This window comes from Dietzia sp. UCD-THP (assembly GCF_000349585.1).
GTDB classification, from domain to species: Bacteria; Actinomycetota; Actinomycetes; order Mycobacteriales; family Mycobacteriaceae; genus Dietzia; species Dietzia natronolimnaea_A.
The window spans coordinates 1-20413 of sequence record NZ_AOSR01000062.1 but is presented as its reverse complement, the minus strand read 5'-3'; the positions used below and the strand labels follow the sequence as shown (position 1 = coordinate 20413).

Annotated in this window: 19 protein-coding genes; 7 read left to right on the top strand and 12 right to left on the bottom strand. The window is 69.8% G+C overall.

Annotation, left to right across the window (positions count from 1 at the left end; all coding sequences use genetic code 11):
• Positions 1–3: 3 nt before the first annotated feature.
• Positions 4–1428, bottom strand: coding sequence for a sodium:alanine symporter family protein (locus H483_RS26235; RefSeq protein WP_042329269.1), 1425 nt, complete (start codon positions 1426–1428; stop codon positions 4–6).
• Between the two features lie 58 nt (positions 1429–1486).
• Between H483_RS26235 and H483_RS26230 the strand changes: the two genes are divergently transcribed.
• Positions 1487–1765 (top strand): chorismate mutase, encoded by a 279-nt coding sequence (locus tag H483_RS26230; RefSeq protein WP_017836263.1) that lies wholly within the window; start codon positions 1487–1489, stop codon positions 1763–1765.
• Here H483_RS26230 and H483_RS26225 read toward each other — a convergent pair.
• On the bottom strand, positions 1674–2444 hold the full coding sequence (locus tag H483_RS26225) for a DUF5701 family protein (protein ID WP_031264693.1): 771 nt from the start codon (positions 2442–2444) through the stop codon (positions 1674–1676). The two genes, H483_RS26230 and H483_RS26225, sit on opposite strands and share 92 nt — an antisense overlap.
• Positions 2445–2549: 105 nt before the next feature.
• Here H483_RS26225 and pgi point away from each other — a divergent pair, with 105 nt between their 5' ends.
• From pgi to H483_RS26210, 3 genes are all read left to right on the top strand, one after another.
• Positions 2550–4196 (top strand): glucose-6-phosphate isomerase, encoded by a 1647-nt coding sequence (gene pgi / locus H483_RS26220; protein ID WP_017836261.1) that lies wholly within the window; start codon positions 2550–2552, stop codon positions 4194–4196.
• Between the two features lie 65 nt (positions 4197–4261).
• A complete protein-coding gene (locus H483_RS26215) occupies positions 4262–4855 on the top strand; it encodes a dihydrofolate reductase family protein (RefSeq protein WP_017836260.1) in 594 nt (197 codons plus the stop codon).
• Between the two features lie 197 nt (positions 4856–5052).
• Positions 5053–6747: an HNH endonuclease signature motif containing protein gene (locus tag H483_RS26210; RefSeq protein ID WP_017836259.1), complete on the top strand. Its 1695-nt coding sequence runs from the start codon at positions 5053–5055 to the stop codon at positions 6745–6747.
• A 4-nt stretch (positions 6748–6751) separates the two neighbouring features.
• On the opposite strand, the gene H483_RS26205 is transcribed toward H483_RS26210, so the two are convergent.
• The 4 genes from H483_RS26205 to H483_RS26190 all read right to left on the bottom strand — a co-directional run bounded on the left by H483_RS26205 (position 6752) and on the right by H483_RS26190 (position 14165).
• Positions 6752–7507 (bottom strand): SDR family oxidoreductase, encoded by a 756-nt coding sequence (locus H483_RS26205; protein WP_017836258.1) that lies wholly within the window; start codon positions 7505–7507, stop codon positions 6752–6754.
• On the bottom strand, positions 7504–8379 hold the full coding sequence (locus H483_RS26200) for a DNA-formamidopyrimidine glycosylase family protein (protein WP_017836257.1): 876 nt from the start codon (positions 8377–8379) through the stop codon (positions 7504–7506). The genes H483_RS26205 and H483_RS26200 overlap by 4 nt, the downstream gene beginning before the upstream one ends.
• 69 nt (positions 8380–8448) lie before the next feature.
• On the bottom strand, positions 8449–9387 hold the full coding sequence (locus tag H483_RS26195) for a cation diffusion facilitator family transporter (protein WP_017836256.1): 939 nt from the start codon (positions 9385–9387) through the stop codon (positions 8449–8451).
• Positions 9388–9491: 104 nt separating this feature from the next.
• A complete protein-coding gene (locus tag H483_RS26190) occupies positions 9492–14165 on the bottom strand; it encodes an ATP-dependent helicase (RefSeq protein ID WP_031264691.1) in 4674 nt (1557 codons plus the stop codon).
• Between the two features lie 67 nt (positions 14166–14232).
• On the opposite strand from H483_RS26190, the gene H483_RS26185 reads away from it, so the two are divergent.
• Genes H483_RS26185 through H483_RS26175 form a run of 3 tightly spaced genes read left to right on the top strand, consistent with a single transcriptional unit; the run spans position 14233 to position 16356 of the window.
• On the top strand, positions 14233–14994 hold the full coding sequence (locus H483_RS26185; protein WP_017836254.1) for an inositol monophosphatase family protein: 762 nt from the start codon (positions 14233–14235) through the stop codon (positions 14992–14994).
• Positions 14995–15004: 10 nt separating this feature from the next.
• Complete coding sequence (locus tag H483_RS26180) at positions 15005–15805, top strand: thymidylate synthase (protein WP_017836253.1); 801 nt, start codon at positions 15005–15007, stop codon at positions 15803–15805.
• A gap of 17 nt (positions 15806–15822) precedes the next feature.
• A complete protein-coding gene (locus tag H483_RS26175; protein WP_017836252.1) occupies positions 15823–16356 on the top strand; it encodes a dihydrofolate reductase in 534 nt (177 codons plus the stop codon).
• On the opposite strand, the gene H483_RS26170 is transcribed toward H483_RS26175, so the two are convergent.
• From H483_RS26170 to H483_RS26145, 6 genes are all read right to left on the bottom strand, one after another.
• Positions 16353–16979 (bottom strand): DUF1707 domain-containing protein, encoded by a 627-nt coding sequence (locus H483_RS26170; protein WP_017836251.1) that lies wholly within the window; start codon positions 16977–16979, stop codon positions 16353–16355. The genes H483_RS26175 and H483_RS26170 overlap by 4 nt on opposite strands.
• A 13-nt stretch (positions 16980–16992) precedes the next feature.
• Complete coding sequence (locus tag H483_RS26165; RefSeq protein WP_017836250.1) at positions 16993–17379, bottom strand: DUF302 domain-containing protein; 387 nt, start codon at positions 17377–17379, stop codon at positions 16993–16995.
• A gap of 29 nt (positions 17380–17408) precedes the next feature.
• A complete protein-coding gene (locus H483_RS26160) occupies positions 17409–17675 on the bottom strand; it encodes a metal-sensitive transcriptional regulator (protein ID WP_017836249.1) in 267 nt (88 codons plus the stop codon).
• A gap of 96 nt (positions 17676–17771) precedes the next feature.
• Positions 17772–18893: an NDMA-dependent alcohol dehydrogenase gene (locus H483_RS26155; protein WP_017836248.1), complete on the bottom strand. Its 1122-nt coding sequence runs from the start codon at positions 18891–18893 to the stop codon at positions 17772–17774.
• Positions 18894–19029: 136 nt separating this feature from the next.
• The gene (gene trxA / locus H483_RS26150) at positions 19030–19413 is read right to left on the bottom strand and encodes a thioredoxin (protein ID WP_017836247.1); all 384 of its coding nucleotides are present in this window, start codon (positions 19411–19413) and stop codon (positions 19030–19032) included.
• A gap of 156 nt (positions 19414–19569) precedes the next feature.
• Positions 19570–20413: alpha/beta fold hydrolase (locus H483_RS26145; protein WP_017836246.1), on the bottom strand; the 844-nt coding region annotated here is incomplete at its 5' end.

Here is a 20413-nt window from a genome sequence, read left to right as displayed (position 1 = left end):
TGGTCAGCGCGTGCGGGCCCCCATGAACTCCTCTACCTGCGAGGCAGTGGCGTCCAGCCGCGGGTCATTGTCCAGGTAATGACGCGTCTCGCGGACGATCAGCCCGGACAGTACGAGCAGGCCGATGAGGTTCGGGATGGCCATGAGGCCGTTCATCACGTCAGCGAAGTTCCACACCACCTCGAGTTCGGTGACGGCGCCGATGAACACCACGCAGGTGAAGACCATGCGGTACGGGATGACGCCGCGCGCGCCCACGAGCCGCTCCATGCACCGCTCGCCGTAGTACGACCAGCCGAGGATGGTGGAGAAGGCGAAGAACGCGATGGACACCGCGACGAGCTTGTCGCCCTCGGGGATCGCCGAGGCGAAGGCGTCGGCGGTCATCGTGCCCGCGACGTCACCGCCTCCCTGCCACACGCCGGTGGTGACCAGGACCAGGCCGGTGAAGGTGACGACGATGATCGTGTCGATGAACGTCTGCGTCATCGAGACCAGACCCTGCCGGGTGGGGTGGGTGGTCCGGGCCGCCGCGGCCGCGATCGCCGCCGAACCCATGCCGGACTCGTTGGAGAAGATGCCGCGGGCGACGCCCATCTGGATGGCGTAGAGGATCGCGGAGCCGGCGAAGCCGCCGACGGCCGCGGTACCGGTGAAGGCGTCGGTGAACACCAGGGCGAACGCGGCAGGGATCTGCTCGGCGTTGACGACCAGCACCACGAGCCCGCCGATGATGTAGAGCAGGATCATGAGCGGGACGAACCCGGCGGTGACCCGGCCGATCGACTTGATGCCGCCGAGGAGCACGGCGCCCGTCAGGACGAAGAGGACGATGCCGGTGGTCACGTGGGAGACACCGAACGAGTTCTCCAGCTGGGTGGCCACGGCGTTGCCCTGGGTCATGTTGCCGATGCCGAAGCTGGCCAGGACGGCGAACACCGCGAACACGATTGATAGGACCAGGCCGACCCGCCCGCCGGTACGGCCGAAGATCTCGGCGAAGCCCCGGTGGAGGTAGTACTGCGGACCACCGGACTGCTCCCCCCGGGCGTCGGTCACGCGGAACCGCACCCCCAGGAAGGCCTCGGAGTACTTGGACGCCATTCCCACGAGGGCGGTGACCCACATCCAGAAGAGCGCGCCGGGCCCGCCCAGGGAGATCGCCGTCGCGACACCGACGATGTTGCCCACGCCGACGGTCGCGGCGAGCGCCGTGGTCAGCGCCTGGTACTGGGTGATGTCGCCCGCGCCGCCGTCGTCCCGACGCCGGAGCAGACCCAGGTTGAGCGCGGGGCCCAGCTTGCGGAACTGGATCGCGCGCAGGCGGATCGTGAGGAACAGGCCGGTGCCGAGCAGCAGCGGGATGAGGACGAAGGGTCCCCAGATCACGGATCCGATGTCCGCGAGAAACGTGTTCACGTTGTCCACGGGCGGAAACATTAGACGGTCCTGAGGGTCCGGCGGAAGAGAGTGGGATGATTACGACATGAACCCCGACCCCGCCGGCACGGACGATCCGCTGTCCGAGGCCCAGATCCAGGAACTCCGTCTGGAGATCGACCGGCTCGACGCCGAGATCCTGGACGCGATCGTCCGCCGCAGCGAGATCTCCAAGCGCATCGGCCGCACCCGGATGCAATCCGGCGGCACCAAACTGGTCCACACCCGTGAACTCAAGGTCTACGAGCGCTTCTCCTCGCTCGGCCAGGAGGGGCAGACCCTCGCGGGGATGCTCCTGCGCCTGGGTCGCGGTCGACTGGGCTGAGGTCGACTGGGCTGAGGTCAACTGGGCTGAGACCCGGCCCGACGCGTCCGGCGGTGGAGGCGAACCCCAACCACGTGTGGTGGTTGTTCGCCCAGCACCAGCCCACTTTCGGGGCGCCCTTGCGCTCCCGGCCGTCGCGGCCCGTCCCCCCGCTGATCCACAGTGCCGGGGTCCGCGCATCCAGCGCACCGTCGGCCTTGCGCTTCCGCGACCCGATGCACATGAAGCATCTGCCGGGTTCGAGCATTCCCGGCTGCTGGAGCAGCCAGCTCACCCCCTCGGAGATGGTCAGCGGAGTGCGCCCCCGCCGGGCGAACTCGGCGTGCGCGTCGGTCGGGGTCCACCCCAGCATGTCGTCGTCGCGTGTGACGTCCCCGACCACGTAGAGCGGGGCGTCCGGCACCCGGAGGTCGTCGGTGGGTGTGAACTCGGCGAGGTCGGTCATGTCGACGACGACGAAGCCGGCCCTCCCCTCTCGTCGCAGCAGGCTCACGAGTTGCGCGGCGGGCACGAACGAGGGGTGGATCGCCAGCAGCGGCCGTCCCACGGCCACGTCAACGGGGAGTGACGCGGCGAGCTCCCGCAGCTGCTCGGCGGTGATCCCGGCGAGCTCGGACACGCCCAGCTCGACCAGTCGTTCCACCTGGGTTGACACGGAGGGGTGGTCGTGAGAAGTCATGGGGGTCACGTGCCTGGAACGGGCGGCGCGGCCGCGGTATTCCCGACTAGCCTCGCAGACGGACGGCGGGCGACCCCCGGGCGGCGACAGTGGGCAGGAGCGGTTATGACGGACATCAGCACGACCCCGCAGTGGTCGGACATCGAGGACCTCGTACCGATGATCGGTGGGGTGACCCTCCGCGAGTTGTTCGCCGCCGATCCGGAGCGAGGTCGCCGGATGACGGTCACCGCGGGCGACCTGCACATCGACCTGTCCAAGCACCTAATTACCGATGACATCATGAGCGCGCTGACCGAGCTGGCCCACGCCGCCCGGCTGCCGGCGCAGCGGGCCGCGATGTTCCGGGGCGACCGGATCAACACGACCGAGGACCGATCCGTCCTCCACACCGCGCTCCGTCTCCCTGCCGACGCCGAGCTCGTCGTCGACGGACAGGACGTGGTGGCCGACGTCCACGGGGTCCTCACCCGGATGGCCGATTTCGCCGACCGGGTCCGCTCCGGCGAATGGACCGGGCACACGGGCGAGCGGATCGACACCGTGGTCAACATCGGAATCGGGGGCTCCGACCTCGGGCCCGCAATGGTCGACAAGGCCCTGCACCACCTCCAGACCGCAGGCATCCGCGCACGATACGTCTCCAACGTGGACCCCGCCGACCTGTCGGCCGTGCTCGCCGAGGTCGACCCCGCCACCACTCTGGTGGTCGTGGCCTCCAAGACCTTCACGACGCAGGAGACCATGGCCAACGCGCATGCCGCGCGCCGACACTTCGTCGAGGCACTCGGGTCACAGGACGCGATCGCGTCCCACTTCGTGGCGGTGTCGACGGCCACCGAGAAGGTCGCCGACTTCGGCATCGCGGCGGAGAACATGTTCGAGTTCTGGGACTGGGTCGGGGGGCGGTACTCGGTGTCGTCGGCGATCGGCCTGTCGGTGATGATCACGGCGGGCCCGGCGGCGTTCGTGGAGCTGCTCGAGGGCTTCCACACCATGGACCTGCACTTCGCGACCGAGGCTCCCGAACACAACGCGCCGGTCCTCATGGCCCTGCTCGGCATCTGGTACACCTGCTTCCTCGGAGCCCAGTCCAAGGCCGTAATCCCCTACGCCCAGGGCCTCCTCCGCTTCCCCGCCTACCTGCAACAGCTCACCATGGAGTCCCTCGGCAAGTCGGTCCGGCTCGACGGCTCCGACGTCTCCTACCCCACCGGCGAGGTCTACTGGGGCGAGCCCGGCACAAACGGCCAGCACGCCTTCTTCCAGCTCCTGCACCAGGGCACCCAGCTGGTCCCGGTGGACTTCATCGGTGTCGCCCGCCCGGTGACGGACCTGCCCGCCGCGGACGGGGCCGGCTCGATGCACGACATGCTCGTGGCCAACCTCTTTGCCCAGTCCCGCGTGCTGGCGTTCGGCAAGACAGAGGAGGAGGTGCTCGCGGAGGGGGTCGACCCCGAGCTCGCGCCTCACAAGGTCATGCCCGGTAACCGGCCGTCCACTACGATCCTCGCCCCGTCGCTCTCACCCGGGGTCCTCGGCCAGCTCATCGCGCTGTACGAGCACGTGGTGTTCACCCAGGCCGCCGTGCTGGGCATCAACGCGTTCGACCAGTGGGGGGTCGAGCTGGGTAAGGCGCAGGCCGGGGAGCTCCTGCGGGCCCTGACCGCCGAGAAGCACCCGGGGGACGGTTTCGATTCCTCCACGGATTCTCTCGTGGAGATCTACCGAGAGGCCCGCGGTCGCCGCTGAGCCTGGTCGGCTCCGCTCGGGGCTGTCGTAGCCGGGCTGTCGTACCCCGGTGCGACCATTCCCGCATGAGCACCGTCTACTGCACCGCCACCAGCCTCGACGGGTATATCGCCGACGACGAGGAGAGCCTCTCGTGGCTGTTCGCGACCTCCGGCGAGGCAGAACCCACCAGTGGGGCACCGACCAAGCCCGACCCCACCCTCCCCGACCTCCGCTTCGACCGCTTCTATTCCGGCGTCGGTTCGATCGTCTGCGGCGTCAACACCTTCGAGTGGGTCCGCCGCGACCTCACGAAGGACGGCAGACCGTTCGTCTGGCCCTACACCGTGCCGAGCTGGGTCGTCACCCACCGCGATCTCGATCCCGTCGACGGGGTCGAGTTCTTCGCCGGTGACGTCGGCGATCTGCACCCCCTCCTTGTCGATGCCGCCGACGGCGGGGACGTCTGGGTGGTGGGGGGTGGCGACCTCGCAGGCCAGTTCGCCGACCGGGGACTACTTGACCGGGTCTGGATCCACCAGTGCCCGGTCGTCCTCGGTTCCGGGCGTCCCCTGCTGCCCCGCCGGCTCCGTCTTCACCGCCGGCAACTCGAGGCCCATGGCCAATTCACCGCGATGCTCTTCGACGTGGTGGGCCCCGAACCCCGCTCCATCCCCTGACCGCACACCGACCGCACACTGACCGCTGACCGTGCCGCCTACCCCGTCCTACCGCTGACCTGCGTGCACGCTCGCATCCCTTCCTGCCCGGATCTCGAAAGTGACAGCTCACGCCCCTTGCCGATTCGAACATACGTGCGTAGTATAGAACGCATATTCGACAGGATGAAGACACCGGAGAATTACGGGGGTGCGGCATGGACGGCGACGAGAACCCGTTCACGGGTGGCCCTTCCGTCAGCTCCTCCGGAGCCGATCCGCTGACCAGGCTGACCGCCTCGGCTCGTGCCGGCTGGGAGGCCGAGAATCGCGCCGCTGCCCGACGATTGTCAGCCTGCTACGACCTACTGCTCGAGTGCCTGCGCCGCGATGACGCGGGTGCCGGCCCGGAGTCCCCACCCGGCCACGCGGTGGTCGACCCGTTCGATGTGGCCACCGGGTACGTTGTGGCGGCGATGGCCGTCTCCGCTCTGCGGGCCGAATCGATGGTCTCCTTCGCCGCGGACCTGCACCAGCGCTACCCCGCCGTCCTCGCAGCCCTGGCCGAGGGGCGCTTGGACCAGCGAGCCGCCGAGTTGCTGGCCCGCCAGATGGCCACCGTCGACCCCTCGGTCCTGGCGCAGGTGCAACAGGAGGTCGTTGACGACTACCTGGCCGCGATGGAGGCCGGCGAGCGCCTCGGAGCGCGAGCGGTTCGCGATGCGGTGGACGCGATCATCACCCGATACGACGCCGACGGCATCCGCAAGCGCAAGGAGGATGCCAGCCGCGCCCGCGGACTGCGCATCAACAAGGGCGCCGACGGCATGTCCACGGTGTCGGCCATCCTTGCCACCGAAGAGGCCGCGGTCCTCGCCGAGGCGATCGACCAGCGCGCTGCCGAACACGCCGCCTCTGATGCTGCTGCCTCTGCCGCTGCCGCTGCGAGTGCAGCCTCCGCTGAGGGGACCGGCCAGCCGGACTCTGCTTCGGACTCGGCCCCGGAGTACCACTACTCGAAGGCCGAACGCCGCGCGGACGCACTGCTGTCACTTGTGTGCGGCGACAGCCAGCAGCCCGGCGGCTCGAACCAACCCCCAGCTCCATTGCGACCCAAGGTCACCGTGATCGCTCCCGGCAACACCGGCGCGGACAACACCGGCGCGGACAACACCGCCGCCGCCGACGACGGGGTGCGGGTGGAGTTCACCAGGACGGGCGAGGCCGCGTTTCAGGCTCTGCTGGACATGCTGAGCACGAGCGACGGGGCCAGTTTCGAGAAGGTCGACCCTCGGATCGGCGCCGCCGACGACGCCCGGCGCGCCCTGAAATACCGGCCCGGAGCCGAGTTGGCCCGCCGCATCAGGCTGCGGGACGGCACCTGCCGCCACCCCGGTTGTGCGGTTCCAGCCGAGGACTGCGACATCGATCATGTCCGGCCGTTCGACCACACCGACCCTGCCCGGGGCGGGCCGACCGAAGAGCACAACCTGATGTGTCTGTGTCGGCGTCACCACCGGTTCAAGACCTTCTCCGACTGGATCTACGACCTGCAGCCCGATGGAGGTCTCACCGTCATCAGCCCCGATGGGGCGACCATGACGACCCGACCCTCCGGGCCGCTCGGGGCCTACCGCCGGGAGCGCGCCCGAAACGAGTCCCGTGCCTGGGATAGACAACAGCAGCGCAATCCGGGCCCGGCCACCACGGATGGTGAGACACGTCCAGAGCCCACGTATTGGTCTCGCCGAGCACTCCGCCTGAACGCCGAGCGCGCCCGCGCACATAGGCCGGCGGAGGCCCGCTCGGCCGACCACAGTCGCTGGTGGCGGCGGAACGCGCCCGTCGTCAGCACGGTCGAGCTCGATGTCCAGGCCCTGCTCGACGACATCCTCAACCCGCCGCCCTTCTAGCGGGTCAGACGAACCTGCGGCTGACCTTCTCCGGTAGGAGCGTCAACAGGGGTCCGATCGCCTTCCAGGGCTTGGCGGGGACGAGTGCACGAGTGGGCTCGGCGTCGATCGTCGCGACCAGAGCGTCGACCCCCTCGTCGAACTCGGTCATCAGTGAGGTCTTGACCGAGCGGTTGATGTCGGTGCGGATGTATCCGGGGAGGATGTCGGTGACCTTGATGCGGCTGCCGGCGCTGTCGAGTTCGGCGTGCAGACCCTGCGCCAGCGAAGAGACGAACGCCTTGGTGGCGCCGTACGTGTTCTGCGCCTTGGGCATACCGCGCAGGGAACTCACGGACGAGATGAACACCAGGTGCCCCTCCCCCCTCTTGTGCATGAGCTCCATCGCGGCCTCGGCCTGGTTGAGGGTGCCGATCACGTTGACCATCGCGGTCTCACGGTTGGCGTGCGCCTTGCCGGTGCCGATGGACGCTCCCTTGCCGAGTCCTGCGTTGAGGACAAAGCGGTCGATTCCTCCGAGCTCCGCGTCGAGCTCACCGAACACCCGCTCCACCGCGTCGCCATCAGCCACGTCGAGTTCGCGGACAGCCACCGTGATCGAGGGGTTGGCGGCCAGCAGCTCGACGCGCAGCTCCTCGAGTCGCTCGAGGCGGCGGGCGCACAGCGCCAGGCTCTTCCCCTGCGCAGCCCAGCGACGGGCCATACCCTCGCCGAGACCTGCGCTGGCTCCGGTGATCAGAATCGTGGTGCGGTCGGTCACAGGTTCTCCTCCGTTGGCGATGGCCCCAGTGTGGCACGCCCCGGCTGGCACGACGGGCAGCGGTAGGCGATGCGATCGAGCGAATCGCTCGGTTCATCGGGATCGGCGAGGCCACCCAGTCGGAACGTCTCCACCTGGGTTCCACACCTGCGGCAGGGTTTGCCGTCCCGCCCGTACACCCACAGCTCCCTCCCGCGTCGCGTGTCCCCGGTCGTGACCCGGACGGAGCGGTCGGCATTGGCGAGGAGCATCCGCCGGGCGAGGATCACCACTGCGCGTAGATCCGGCACCGCCTCGACCGGCTCCCTCGGGTCGAGGCCCCGCAGAAAGCAGAGCTCGGCGCGATAGACAGTGCCGATCCCGGCGAGGTTCCTCTGGTCCAGAAGTGCCTCCCCAATCGTCCGGGAGGGCCGCTCCCGAATTCGTCTGAGCACCTCCGCGACGCTGGCATCGGGGTCCCAGTCCCGCGCCAACAGGTCGGGGCCGAGGTGGTCGACCGCGCGGTCGGCCTCGGACGGGTCCAGCGCCCGTAGCAATCCGAGTTCGGTACCCACCACCTCGACGTCGCCCGCGCGCAGCAGCAGCCGGACGGTGTGCGCGGGGAACCGCCACCGCTCTCCCGCGCGATGAATGTGGATGCGGCCCTCCATCTTCAGGTGGATGTGCAGGGTGACCGGGTCCCGACCCTGCGTGTCGGGGCCGACGACGACGAAGAGGTGCTTGCCGCGGGACCGGGCGGTGACCACGGTCCTGCCCCGCAGGTCCACCGCCGCGAACCGGGGAACTCGCAGCTCGGACTTGTCGAGGGTCCGTCCGGCCAATGCCCGTTCGACCCGTGTGGCCGCCTTGTAGACGGAATCGCCCTCCGGCACCGTCAGCCCCCTGCCCGCTGTGTCTGCCTGCCCGCTGTGTCTGCCTGGCCGCTGTGTCTGCCGCCGAGTTCACCATCCCAGAGCGCGGCACTCCACGACGCCGGCGGTCTCGATCTGCACTGTCGCGTGCTCGATTCCGTGGCCTTCCCGCAGGACGCGGCGCGCCTCGTCGAGGATTCCGGCATGCAGCGCCCCGGGGGCGGCCACCAAGTGGACCGTGCCGACATCCATTCCGGAGGTCAGCGTCCACAGATGCAGGTCGTGCACCTCCTCCACACCGGGCACCGACGCGAGTTCGGACTCCACCGCAGCGGGGTCGACCCCGGCGGGCGCGTGCTGGGCGAGCACCGCGACGACCTGCCGACCGAGCATCCCCGCTCGGATGACGATGAACGCGGCGATGGCCACGGCCACCACGAGGTCCCACACCGTCGATCCGGTGGCCCGGATGAGCAGCGCTGCCGCGATAACCCCCACCGATCCGGCGGCGTCGGCCAGGACCTCGAGATACGCGCCGCGGACCGCGAGGCTCTCCGATGAACCGCCGCGCAGCAGGAGCAGCGAGACGACGTTGACGACCAGTCCCATCGCGCCCACGATCAGCATGGTCCCGGTGGCGACGTGCGCCTCCGACCCCAGCCGGCTGAACGCCTCGACCAGGACGTACACGCCCATGCCGCCCATGATGAGCACCGCGAGGGCGGAGGCGAAGATCTCCACGCGATAGTGGCCGAACGTCCGTCGTCCGGAGCGGTCCGGGCGCGATGCGATCACCGTGGCCGCGAGCACTGCGCCCAACGCCACCACGTCCGCCCCCATGTGGCCGGCATCGGAGAGTAGTGCCAGGGATCCGGAGATGACACCCGCGATCAACTCGACAACAAAGAACACCGAGGTCAGGACGAAAGCGCACGCCAACCTCACCCGGTAGCGAGCCCCGGCGTGGCCGGTCGTGCGGGAGTGGGCGGAGCCGGGGGAGTCGCCCCCGTGTGCGTGCCCCATTCCCATTCGAACCACCATCCTACATATGCATTAATGCGCATATTCTAACCGGTTTAGGTGGGTGTCTCAATGCCGGCTGCGGCGTCGTTTCCCGCCGGCTGCGGCGTCTCTTACCGCCGGAGGCGGAGTCCCTTCGGCGTCGCCCCGAAACCGGCGTTCTCGAAGGCGGCCGCGGCGGGCGAGGTGTGGACGGGGTCGCCGGCGATGGTGGTGACGGTGAGTGGTCCCACGGCCCCCGACTTCACCGCTGCCGCCAGCGCGGTCGCGGCGAGTGGGACCGCGTCGGCGCGGTCATCGAGTACCAGGACGGTGCGGCCACCGCGCTCGACGAACAGGACACACAGTCCGTCGACCAGCACCACGAGCGCGCCGGCCTTCCGGCCCGGGCGGTGACCCGACCCGCCCTCCGGGGCCGGTGGCCAGGGCAGAGCGGCGCCATACGGATTGGCGGGGTCGGTGGCGGCGAGGACCCGCACGATCGGCTCGTCGGTGCCGGAGGGCCAGTGGGCGTCGTCGGCGGTGTCATCGTGGGAACGCAGCCGGTCGATGGTGCTGCCGGCGGCGAACTGGGCGGCACCCAGCCCCTCGACGAAGTAGCCACGGCGGCAGCGACCCGAGTCCTCCATCTGCGCCAGCACCTTGTAGACGGCAGCGAATCCGCCCGGGATCTCCTCCGCCTCCACCGCGCCCCGGGTCACCACGCCGTGGCGCAGCAGGAGGGTCTCGGCCCAGGCGTGGGCGCGCAGGGTCGCGTCGGTGACCGGCTCCGGAACCAGCGACCAGCGCCCGGCCACCACGGGAGGCGTCCGCGTACCGGCGGCCATCGCACCGTTCAACTGGGCCATGGAGGTCCGGCCGAGGCGGGCCCGACGCGGCCGAGCCGAGGACCGCGGAGAGCGGTGGGCGGTGCCCGACCCCGACGACCCACCGCCGGACAGGACCGCCCGCAACGGCGAGAGGGTGTCGTTGGTGACCACGCCGTCCCACACCAGGTCCCAGAGGGCGTCGCGCACGACGGCCTCGGTGATGGTCACCTCCCCGGTCGACTCCTGTGCAGCCGCCTCCTTCACCGTGGTCACGATGTCCCGGAAGAACAGGGCACCGCCGCGGAGCGACTCGGCCACGGCGAGGTGGACGGCGCCCTCCGGCTGCGGCCGGTCGAGCGGAAGGGTCGCCCCCGCGGAGTCGGCCGGGTGCAGGGAGACCCAGCCGTCGCGGGTCCCCGCTCTGCCCCGCCCGCTCCAGAGCACCTCTCCCCCGGCGAGCAACTCGTCCAGCATCGCCGGGGAGTAATCGCGGACTCTGGGCGCGAGGACGAGTGGTTCGAGAGCGGAGGCGGGTACCGCCAGCCCGTCGAGCTGCTCGACCACGGCGAGGACGCCGTCCACGCCGGATTCGGAGCCGGTGCTGGCACCGAAACCGGACCCCAAGCTCTGCCAGCCGGGCAGGAAACGGGCCAGCGCGGTGTGCGAGACCGGTTCGATCTGGCTGCGCAGCGCGGCGAGGGAGCGCCGGCGGATGTGGCGCAACACCTCGGCGTCGCACCATTCCGGGCCCGCTGCCCCCGGGCGGAACTCACCGGCCAGCAGAGTCCCGGCCGAGGTCAACCGCTCGAGCACCCCGCGGGCCACGGCCGCGCCCAGCCCGAAGCGCGCCGCCAGGGCGTCCACCGTGAACGGGCCGTGGGTGCGCGCGTAACGGCGGATGAGTTCGCCGAGGGGATCGTCGACGTCATCGAGGAAGGCCGAGGAGACCCCGGGGGGCGGGGGCACGCCCAGCCCGTCGCGGAGCCGGGGCACGTCCTCGACCCCGGCCCACCAGGTGCGGCCGGCGTGCTCGACGGTGACCACCCGGGAGGAGGTCGCGAGCGTGGCTAACCACCCCGGAACGGCCTCCGGTTCCGTCGACCGCTCGGCGATCTCCTCGACCGTCAGCGGGCCGAGCAGCCTCAGTAGGTCGGCCACGGCCTCGGCATCTCGGGCCGCGCGCTCGGGCTCGAGGTGCTGGAGCCGCCGTTCGATCGCGTCCAGCACCTCCACGTCGAGCAGTTCGCGGAGTTCCACGCGTCCCAGGAGCTGACCGAGGAGGGAGGGGTCGATCGCCAACGCCGCCGCCCGCTTCTCGGCGAGCGGCGAGTCCCCCTCGTAGAGGAACGCACCGATGTAGTCGAAGAGCAGCGACTGCGCGAACGGCGATGCACTCGGGGTGTCGACCTCCACGATCCGGACCGCGCGCGAGTCGATCTCGCCCAGCAGACGTTCCAGCGCGGGGACGTCGTACACGTCCTGCAGACACTCACGAACCGCTTCGAGGATCATCGGGAAGTCCGGGTATCGGCGCGCCACGTCGAGTAGCTGCGCCGACTTCTGCCGCTGCTGCCACAGCGGGGCCCGCCGACCCGGGTCCAACCGGGGGAAGAGCAGCGCCCGCGCCGAGCACTCCCGGAATCTGGACGCGAAGAGCGCGGACCCACCCACGTGGGTGGTGACCAGATCCACGGCCTCCTCGGGGCTGAGGGCGAACGTCTCGGCTCCCGGGCGGGCGCCCACCTCGCCGTCGTCGACGGTGTCCGGGACCCGCAGGATGATGCCGTCGTCGGACACCACCGGGACGGCGTCGAACCCGTGGGCGGCGGCGAGCCGCGCACGCACCGCCTCCGCCCACGGCCAGTGCACGCGCGCACCGAACGGCGAGTGGAGCACGATGCGCCAGTCCCCCACCTCGTCCCGGAACCGTTCCACGACGAGGGTCGTGTCGCTGGGCAGGTGTCCCGTGGCCTCCCTCTGTTCGGCGAGGTAACGCCGGAGATTGGCCACCGCGTTGGCGTCGAGACCGGCGGCGGCGAGGCGGGGGGCCACCTCGTCGTCGGACCCGTGCCCCACCTCGCGCAGGAACCCGCCCAGGGCGCGGCCCAGCTCGGCGGGCCTCCCCTGGTCGTCCCCGAGCCAGAACGGCAGCCGTCCCGTCCCGCCGGGCGCGGGCGTGACCAGCACTCTATCGTGCGTGATCTCCTCGACCCGCCAGCTCGAGGCGCCGAGGGCGAACACGTCGCCGACCCTCGACTCGTAGACCATCTCCTCGTCGAGCTCCCCGACCCGCGTCGCCTTCTCCCCCACCATGAACACGCCGAACAGTCCGCGGTCGGGAATGGTGCCTCCCGAGGTGACGGCGAGGCGTTGTGCACCCGGTCGGCCGGTCAGCGTCCCGGCGTCGCGATCCCACACGAGGCGCGGCCGGAGTTCTGCGAAGTCCGCCGACGGGTACTTTCCCGCCAGCATGTCCAGCGTCGCGTCGAACGCCGACCGGGGCAGCCCGGCGAACGGGGCGGTCCGGCGGACGGCGGCGAACCACTCCTCCACGTCGATCGTCTCGAGCGCGCACGCGGCCACCGTCTGCTGCGCCAGGACGTCCAACGGATTGGTGATGACCGACATCGCCTCGATCGCACCCGCGACCATCCTCTCCACGGTCACCGCGCTGTGGAGGAGGTCGGCGCGGTGCTTGGGAAAGACCGCCGCCCGGGAGACCTCGCCGACCTGGTGTCCGGCGCGGCCCACCCGCTGGAGGCCCGAGGCCACGGAGGGGGGCGACTCGACCTGCACGACCAGGTCCACCGCGCCCATGTCGATCCCCAGCTCAAGCGACGACGTGGCCACCACCGCGCGCAACCGGCCCGACTTGAGGGCGTCCTCGATCAGCGCCCGGCGCTCCTTGGAGACCGACCCGTGGTGGGCCATGGCCAACTCCGCCGGGGCTCCGCGCGAGACCTCGGAGGGCACCATGATCTGCGCGGGTGGGCGGGCGGGTGCAGGCGGCAGCGACCCCGGCTCGGTGTCCTCGGCGTGGATCTCGTTGAGCCGCGCGGTCAACCGCTCGGCCAGCCGCCGGGAGTTGACGAACACGATGGTCGAGCGGTGGGCGGTGATCAGGTCCACCACCTGCCGCTCGACGTGCGGCCAGATCGACCCCTCGCCCGGGGTACCGGGCGGTGCCGTGACGTCCGAACTCGCCGAGGACAGGTCCGCCATGTCCTCCACGGGCACCCGGACCGTGAGCTCGAAGCGCTTGTCCGACCCGGGCGCGACCACGGTGACCGGCCGCTCGCCCGCGAGGAAGCGGGCCACCTCGGAGTGGGGGCGGACGGTGGCGGACAGTCCCACCCTCCGGGCAGGGGTGACCAGCAACTGGTCCAGTCGCTCGAGACTCAGGGCGAGATGGGCGCCGCGCTTGCTGGCCGCCACCGCGTGGATCTCGTCGATGATCACCGTGTCGACAGTGGCCAGTGTCTCCCGTGCCGCCGAGGTGAGCAGGAGGAAGAGTGACTCGGGAGTGGTGACCAAGACGTGCGGTGGCCGGGAGCGTTGCCGGCGGCGCTCCTCCGGTGGGGTGTCGCCGGTGCGGATCCCCACCGTCACCTCCGCGGTCTCCACCCCCAGGGACGCGGCCTCCCGGGCGATACCGGCGAGCGGCGCCCGGAGGTTGCGCTCGACGTCCACGGCCAGCGCCTTGAGCGGGGAGATGTAGAGAACGCGCGTGCCGGGTGGGGGCTCAGCCGAGGCGTCGGCATCGCTGCCCCGGCCGCCCGCACCACCCAACATCAGTCGGTCGAGCGAGTCGAGGAACGCCGACAGGGTCTTGCCCGATCCCGTGGGGGCCACGACGAGCGTGTGGGCGCCGCTGGCGAGGGAGTCCCACGCTCCCTCCTGCGCGGGGGTGGGCCGGTCGAACGCCCCACGGAACCACGAGGCCGTGGCCGGGTGGAACCGCTCCAGTGCGTCGGACATGAACTCATGATGTCCCACGACTACGACATGGTCCCGATCGCCGCCCCTCCTCCGTAGAGTGTCTGCCATGCACAGCGACAGCATGCGTGATCTCGACGACGACGACCTCGCCTGCTTCCTGGCCACGGGGATCGGGGACATCGTCCGGGGCACGCGGGCCGGAGGCCTGCTCCGCGGACGGTCGCTCGCCCGCGTCGCCAACGAGGTCGCGCAGAACTGGACCGACGAGGTGTTGGCCGTGCACCGCCCGGACGACGGCACCCTCTCCGAAGGGGTCTCCGACGACCTGAGCAGATTGGACAAGTCCCGCGTCTGGATCATCGACGTGATCGACGGCACCAAGGAGTTCTCCACCGGCCGCTCGGACTGGTCGGTCCACGTCGCGCTCGTCGTCGACGGGTACCCCACCGTCGCCTCGGTGGGACTCCCCGACTCGGGGCGCGTCTTCCGTTCGGATCAGGTCGATTACGTGGACGGCCCCCGCTCGGGGACGATGGTCATCAGCCGCAACAACCCCCCGCCCGGGTCGCTCCAGGTCGCCGACGCGGTCGGTCTGCGGGTGCGACCCATGGGTTCCGCCGGGGCCAAGATGCTCTCGGTGCTGCTCGGCGACGCGGACGCCTATCTCCATGCCGGGGGGCAGGACGAGTGGGACCAGGCCGCGCCTGTGGGGGTCGCCCTGGCGGCGGGGTTGCACGCCTCCCGCCTCGACGGGACGCCCATCCGGTTCAACAAACCCGACACCCACTCCCCGGACGTCCTGATCTGCCGCCCCGAGCTCACGGAGAACATCCTGGCCGCGCAGGCCGCGCAGGCGACTCGAACGTAGACTGCCGGTCATGACCGTCCCCACCCCGTACGAGGACCTGCTCCGACTCGTCCTGGAGCAGGGCACGCCCAAGTCCGACCGCACGGGGACCGGAACCCGCAGCCTGTTCGGCCATCAGCTGCGCTATGACCTGGCGGCGGGCTTCCCCCTCATCACCACCAAACGCGTCCACTTCAAGTCGGTGGCCTACGAGTTGCTGTGGTTCCTGCGCGGGGACTCCAACGTGGGCTGGTTGCGCGAGAACGGCGTGAGCATCTGGGACGAGTGGGCTGACGAGCGCGGCGAGCTCGGGCCCGTCTACGGCGTGCAGTGGCGGTCCTGGCCCACACCCGACGGTCGACACGTCGATCAGATCGCCGCGTCGGTGGACCTGCTGCGCTCCGACCCGGATTCGCGGCGCAACATCGTCTCCGCGTGGAACGTGGGCGAACTGTCGGACATGGCCCTGCCGCCGTGCCACCTGCTCTTCCAGTTCTACGTGGCCGACGGGAAACTGAGCTGCCAGCTCTACCAGCGCAGCGCCGACCTCTTCCTGGGGGTGCCGTTCAACATCGCCTCCTACTCGCTGCTCACCCACATGGTGGCGCAGCAGGTCGGACTGGAGGTGGGCGAGTTCATCTGGACCGGTGGGGACTGTCACATCTACGACAATCACGTCGAGCAGGTGCGGACCCAACTGTCCCGCGAGGCCTTCCCCTACCCGGAGCTGCGTGTGCGCCGGGCCGACTCGATCTTCGACTACCGCTTCGAGGACTTCGACGTGGTCGGGTACGAGCACCACCCGGGCATCAAAGCCCCGGTCGCGGTCTGAGCGGAACGGAGGCGACCGTGCCGGTGCGGATGGTGTGGGCGCAGGCCCGCGGCGGGGTGATCGGCGACGGCCGGGACATGCCGTGGCACATCCCGGAGGACCTCGCGTTCTTCAAGCAGACCACCGCGGGCCTGCCGGTGGTGATGGGCCGGGCCACCTGGGATTCGCTGCCGGAGCGTTTCCGTCCCCTGCCCGGCCGCCGCAACATCGTGTGCACCCGGGACTCCGAATGGGCGGCCAGAGGGGCCGAGCGCGCACTGTCGGTGGCCGAGGCGCTGGTGTCGGCCGGACCCGACGCCGTCGTCATGGGCGGCGGACAGATCTACGCCGCGGCGCTCGTCGCGGCGGACGAGTGCCTGGTCACCGAGATCGACGCGGACGCCCCGGGGACCGTCCTCGCCCCGGAGCTGGACGGCACCTGGGAGCGGGTCGAGGTGGGCGACTGGATCACCGATCCACGGAGCCGCGTCGAGGGGCGCCACGACGGCCACGACGACGAGGTCCGGCACCGACACACGGTGTGGCGGCGCCGGCCCGGCTCATCTGCCTAGAACCACTTCCAGGTCTTGGGGATCCGTTCCCCCGCGGCGAGGATCTTGATCTTCACGCCGGCCATGAAGCCGTTGATCTCGAAGTCCAGGTGCGGGCCCCCACGGACGTCGTAGCGGCCCTCGTCGATCTTGAGCTCGGACCACGTCCGGTTGCCGGTCACCGCGACCGAGACACCCGGGGGGAGCAGGATCTTGGCGTTGGCGGCCCAGAGATCGAGCTTGATGTGCGTGCGTGGGCGGTCGACCACGGCCTCGCGGGCGTCGAGGAAGATCTCACCCATCCAGGACGTCAGCCGGTAGTCGTCCGGGAGGGACCACCGACCCTCCCGCTTGAGGGTGTCGAAGACCGAGGTCCTCTTCTGTCCCTCGTCGACGGTGATCGCGCCGTGCCCCCGGGTCGCCGGCGGCCGAGCCGTGCTGGTGGGGGGCCCTGCGACGGGTCCGTGGACGGCACCGGGCGGCAGCCCGCTCAGGGCCGCCTCCAACTCGGAGGGGCAGGTGGCGGACCAGATCCGGGCGGCCCGGTCCGAGAACTCGGCGAGGGACAACTCCCCCCGTCCCACCATCGCCTCCAGTCGCTGCTGGGCGAGGGCCCGCGGGTCGGTGTTCGGCTCCTGGGTCATGCCCCCAGGCTACTCAGCGGGTGAGGTCCTTCATCATCGACCGCATCTGCGCGGACAACTCATCAGCCATGTCCTGCAGACCACCCGAGATGACCTGCGCCAGCAGTGCCGGGTTCTGCGCCTCGATGACGCAGCCCCCCGAAGACTCGCGGACCACGACGTTGCAGGGCAGCATCAGCGCGACCTCCTTGCTCACGTCGAACGCCTCCCCGGCGAACCCGGAATTGCAGGCGCCGAGGATCAGGACGCGCTCGATGTCCTTGTCGATCTTCTTCTTGAGGGTGGCCGTGAGGTCGATCTCGTGCAGGATCCCGAAACCGCGGTCGGCGAGCGCTTCGCGTGTCGCCTCCACCGCCTCGTCGAACCCCATCGCCGTGTACGTACCGATTCCGACGTCCATGTCGTACTCCTCACTTCTGTGGTCGGGTGTCAGGCGAGCGAGAGGAAGAGCTTCTCCAGCTCGGCGACCGTGATGCCGTCCTCGCCGGACTCACCGTCCGCCGCCAGGCATTCCTGGATGTTGGTGCTGATGATCTTGAACCCCGCGCGGTCCAGCGCCTTGGAGACCGCCGCCAACTGGGTGACGACGTCCTTGCAGGGACGCTCCTGTTCGACCATGTCGATCACCGCGTTGAGCTGCCCCCGCGCCCGGCGCAGGCGGTTGAGCACCTGGGTCCTCGCCTCGTCGTCAGCCATACCGGGCCCTCCTGCTCTGTCGCGGATGCGTGTCGATCCGCGACCCAGTGTACCCGTGGGGGTATTGATGTCCAGCCCGTTGCCCGACCGTGACGATCAGTCGTCGTGGACGATGATCCCGCGGACCATGCCGTGGCCGCCGGACTCCATGATCTCGTACCCCTCGTTGACCTGATCGAGGGTGAAGCGGTGGGTGATCAGCTCGTCGAGTTTCAGTTGCTTCTCGTCCCACAGTCGAAGGATGTTGGGGATGTCGTGGAAGGCGTTGGCCGAGCCGAACAGCGATCCCTTGATGACCTTCTCGTACTGCGAGACGAACAACCCGGTGAGGTTGATGGACTGGTTGTCGAGTCCGCCCATGGAGGTCAGGACCACGACCCCGCGCTTACCCACCATATCGGTGGCGTCGGCGGTGACCTTCGCATCGGCCACACCGATGGTGATGATGGCCTTCTCCGCCATGGCGCCCCACGTCAGGCCCGGCAGCTCGGCCTTGGCCTGCTCTACGTCGGTGTAGACGTGGGTCGCACCGAACTCCGTGGCCTTGGCCAACTTGGACTCGTCGGTGTCGATGGCGAGGATGAACCGCGCCCCGGCGTGCTTGGCGCCCTGGATCGCGTTGATGCCGATGCCGCCGATGCCGAACACCACGACGGTGTCCCCGGCCCGGACGTCGGCGGAGTAGACGGCCGATCCCCACCCGGTGGTGACGCCGCATCCCACGAGCGCCGCGACCTCGAACGGGATCCAGTCCTGGATTTTGACCACCGAATTCATGTTGGCGACGGTGTACTGGGAGAACGTGCCGAGGGTGCACATGGCGCCCGCGGTTTCCCCGTTGGCCAGAGCGAACGGGTAGCGGCCGTCCGCCATCTCGCCGATCGTGCCGTTGAGTCCGCCGTCGCACAGGTTGGTCATGCCCCGGGCGCAGGCCGAGCACTTGCCGCAGGCCGGGATGAACGAGCCCACCACGTGGTCGCCGGGCTGGACGTGGGTCACCCCCTCCCCGACCGCCTCGACGACGCCCGCGCCCTCGTGCCCGCCGACGATCGGAAGACGCCCGGGCAGGTCACCACTGGTGATGTGGAGGTCGGAATGGCACAGGCCGACGACCTTCCACTTGACGAGCACCTCGCCGAAGTTGGGCCCGTCGAGCTCGGCCTCGACGATCTCGAACGGCTTGCCCAGCTCACGGGCGATGGCGGCCTTGGTCTTCATTCGACTCCCTCCGGGCGCGACGGGGGGATCCCGCCACTGGAACGTGTTCTCATCACGATATCCGCATCACCGGCGCGGAGTTCGCCGATTCGAGAACGTGTTCCTGTTTTGCGCGCCCGTTCGGGAGTGGACGGACTCAGGCCTGGGCGTCGCCCTGCTGCGCCTGGGCCTCCTCGACGGCCTTGCGGACCTCGTCCATGTCGAGGCCCTTGATCTGCTCGACCAGGTCGTCGAGCGCCTGCTCCGGGATCGCGCCGGAGTGACGGAACACGGCGATACCCTCACGGAACGCCATGAGGGTGGGGATCGACTGGATCTGGAGCATCGCCCCCAGCTGCTGCTCCGCGTCGGTGTCGACCTTCGCGAAGGTGAGCTCGGGGTTCTTGCCGGAGACCTTCTCGAACACCGGCCCGAAAGCCTTGCACGGGCCGCACCACTCGGCCCAGAAGTCCACCAGGACGATGTCGTTGTCGGTGACGGTCTTCTCGAAGTCGGCGGTCGTGATGTCGACGGTGGTCATACGATTGCCCTCCTAGCGGGACGGGGCGACTCTCGTCCCGTCGTCTCTCGTCGCCAGCCTACGGACAGCCCGCGCCGACGACGACCTTCTCGCACGAACCATACCCGTGCGGGTATTCACGGCCGTGCAGTGTGGAACAACGCCGCGCGATCGGGGTTATTCCCCGGACGCCCCCTGTCGGGGCGGGGAGCCGAGGATCTCCGCGAGGAACCACTCGAGTTGGTCGAGGAACACGGCGTTGTCGTCACCGGCCACCATGTGGCCGGCGTCCGCGACCTCGTGCGTGTAGGCGTGCGGGAGATGTCGCAGCAGGTGGGCCACCGACTCGTCACTGACGATGTCCGATCGCGAACCCCGGATGAGCATGGTCGGTTCGGACACGTGGGGCACGATCCCCTCGAAGTAGTCATTCCCGATCTGGGCGTTGTCACCGGTGGCGCCGGCGACGAAACGCGGGTCCCAGTGCCAGTACCAGCGGCCGTCGTCCTTCTGTCGGAGGTTCTTGCGCAGACCGTCCAGGTTCGATGGACGACGACGATTCGGCTGGTAGGAGGCGATCGCGTCCGCGGCCTCCTCGAGGTCCGCGAACCCGTCCAGACCGGAACGCATGAACTCCCCGATCCGCTCGACACCCTCCGCCTCGATCCTCGGCGTGACGTCCACCAGCACCAGCGCCCGCGCGACGGGCTTGGCCGTCCCCAGCGCCAACAACCCGGTCAACCCGCCCAGTGAGGCCCCGACGATCACGGGCAACCGATCGGCGAAGCGCGCGGCCACGATCAGTTCCAGATCGTCGACCATGCGGTGGATGTCGTAGTCTCCGTCGTCCGCCCAGTCGCTGTCACCATGGCCGCGCGCGTCCATCGTCGTCACCCGGTACCCCTCGGTCGCCAGACGCCGTGCGGCACGGTTCCACGAGTTCCTGGTCTGCGCCCCGCCGTGCAGCATGAGGATCTCGTCGACCGGATCGGCTCCACCGACCGGCTCCCACACGTCGCCG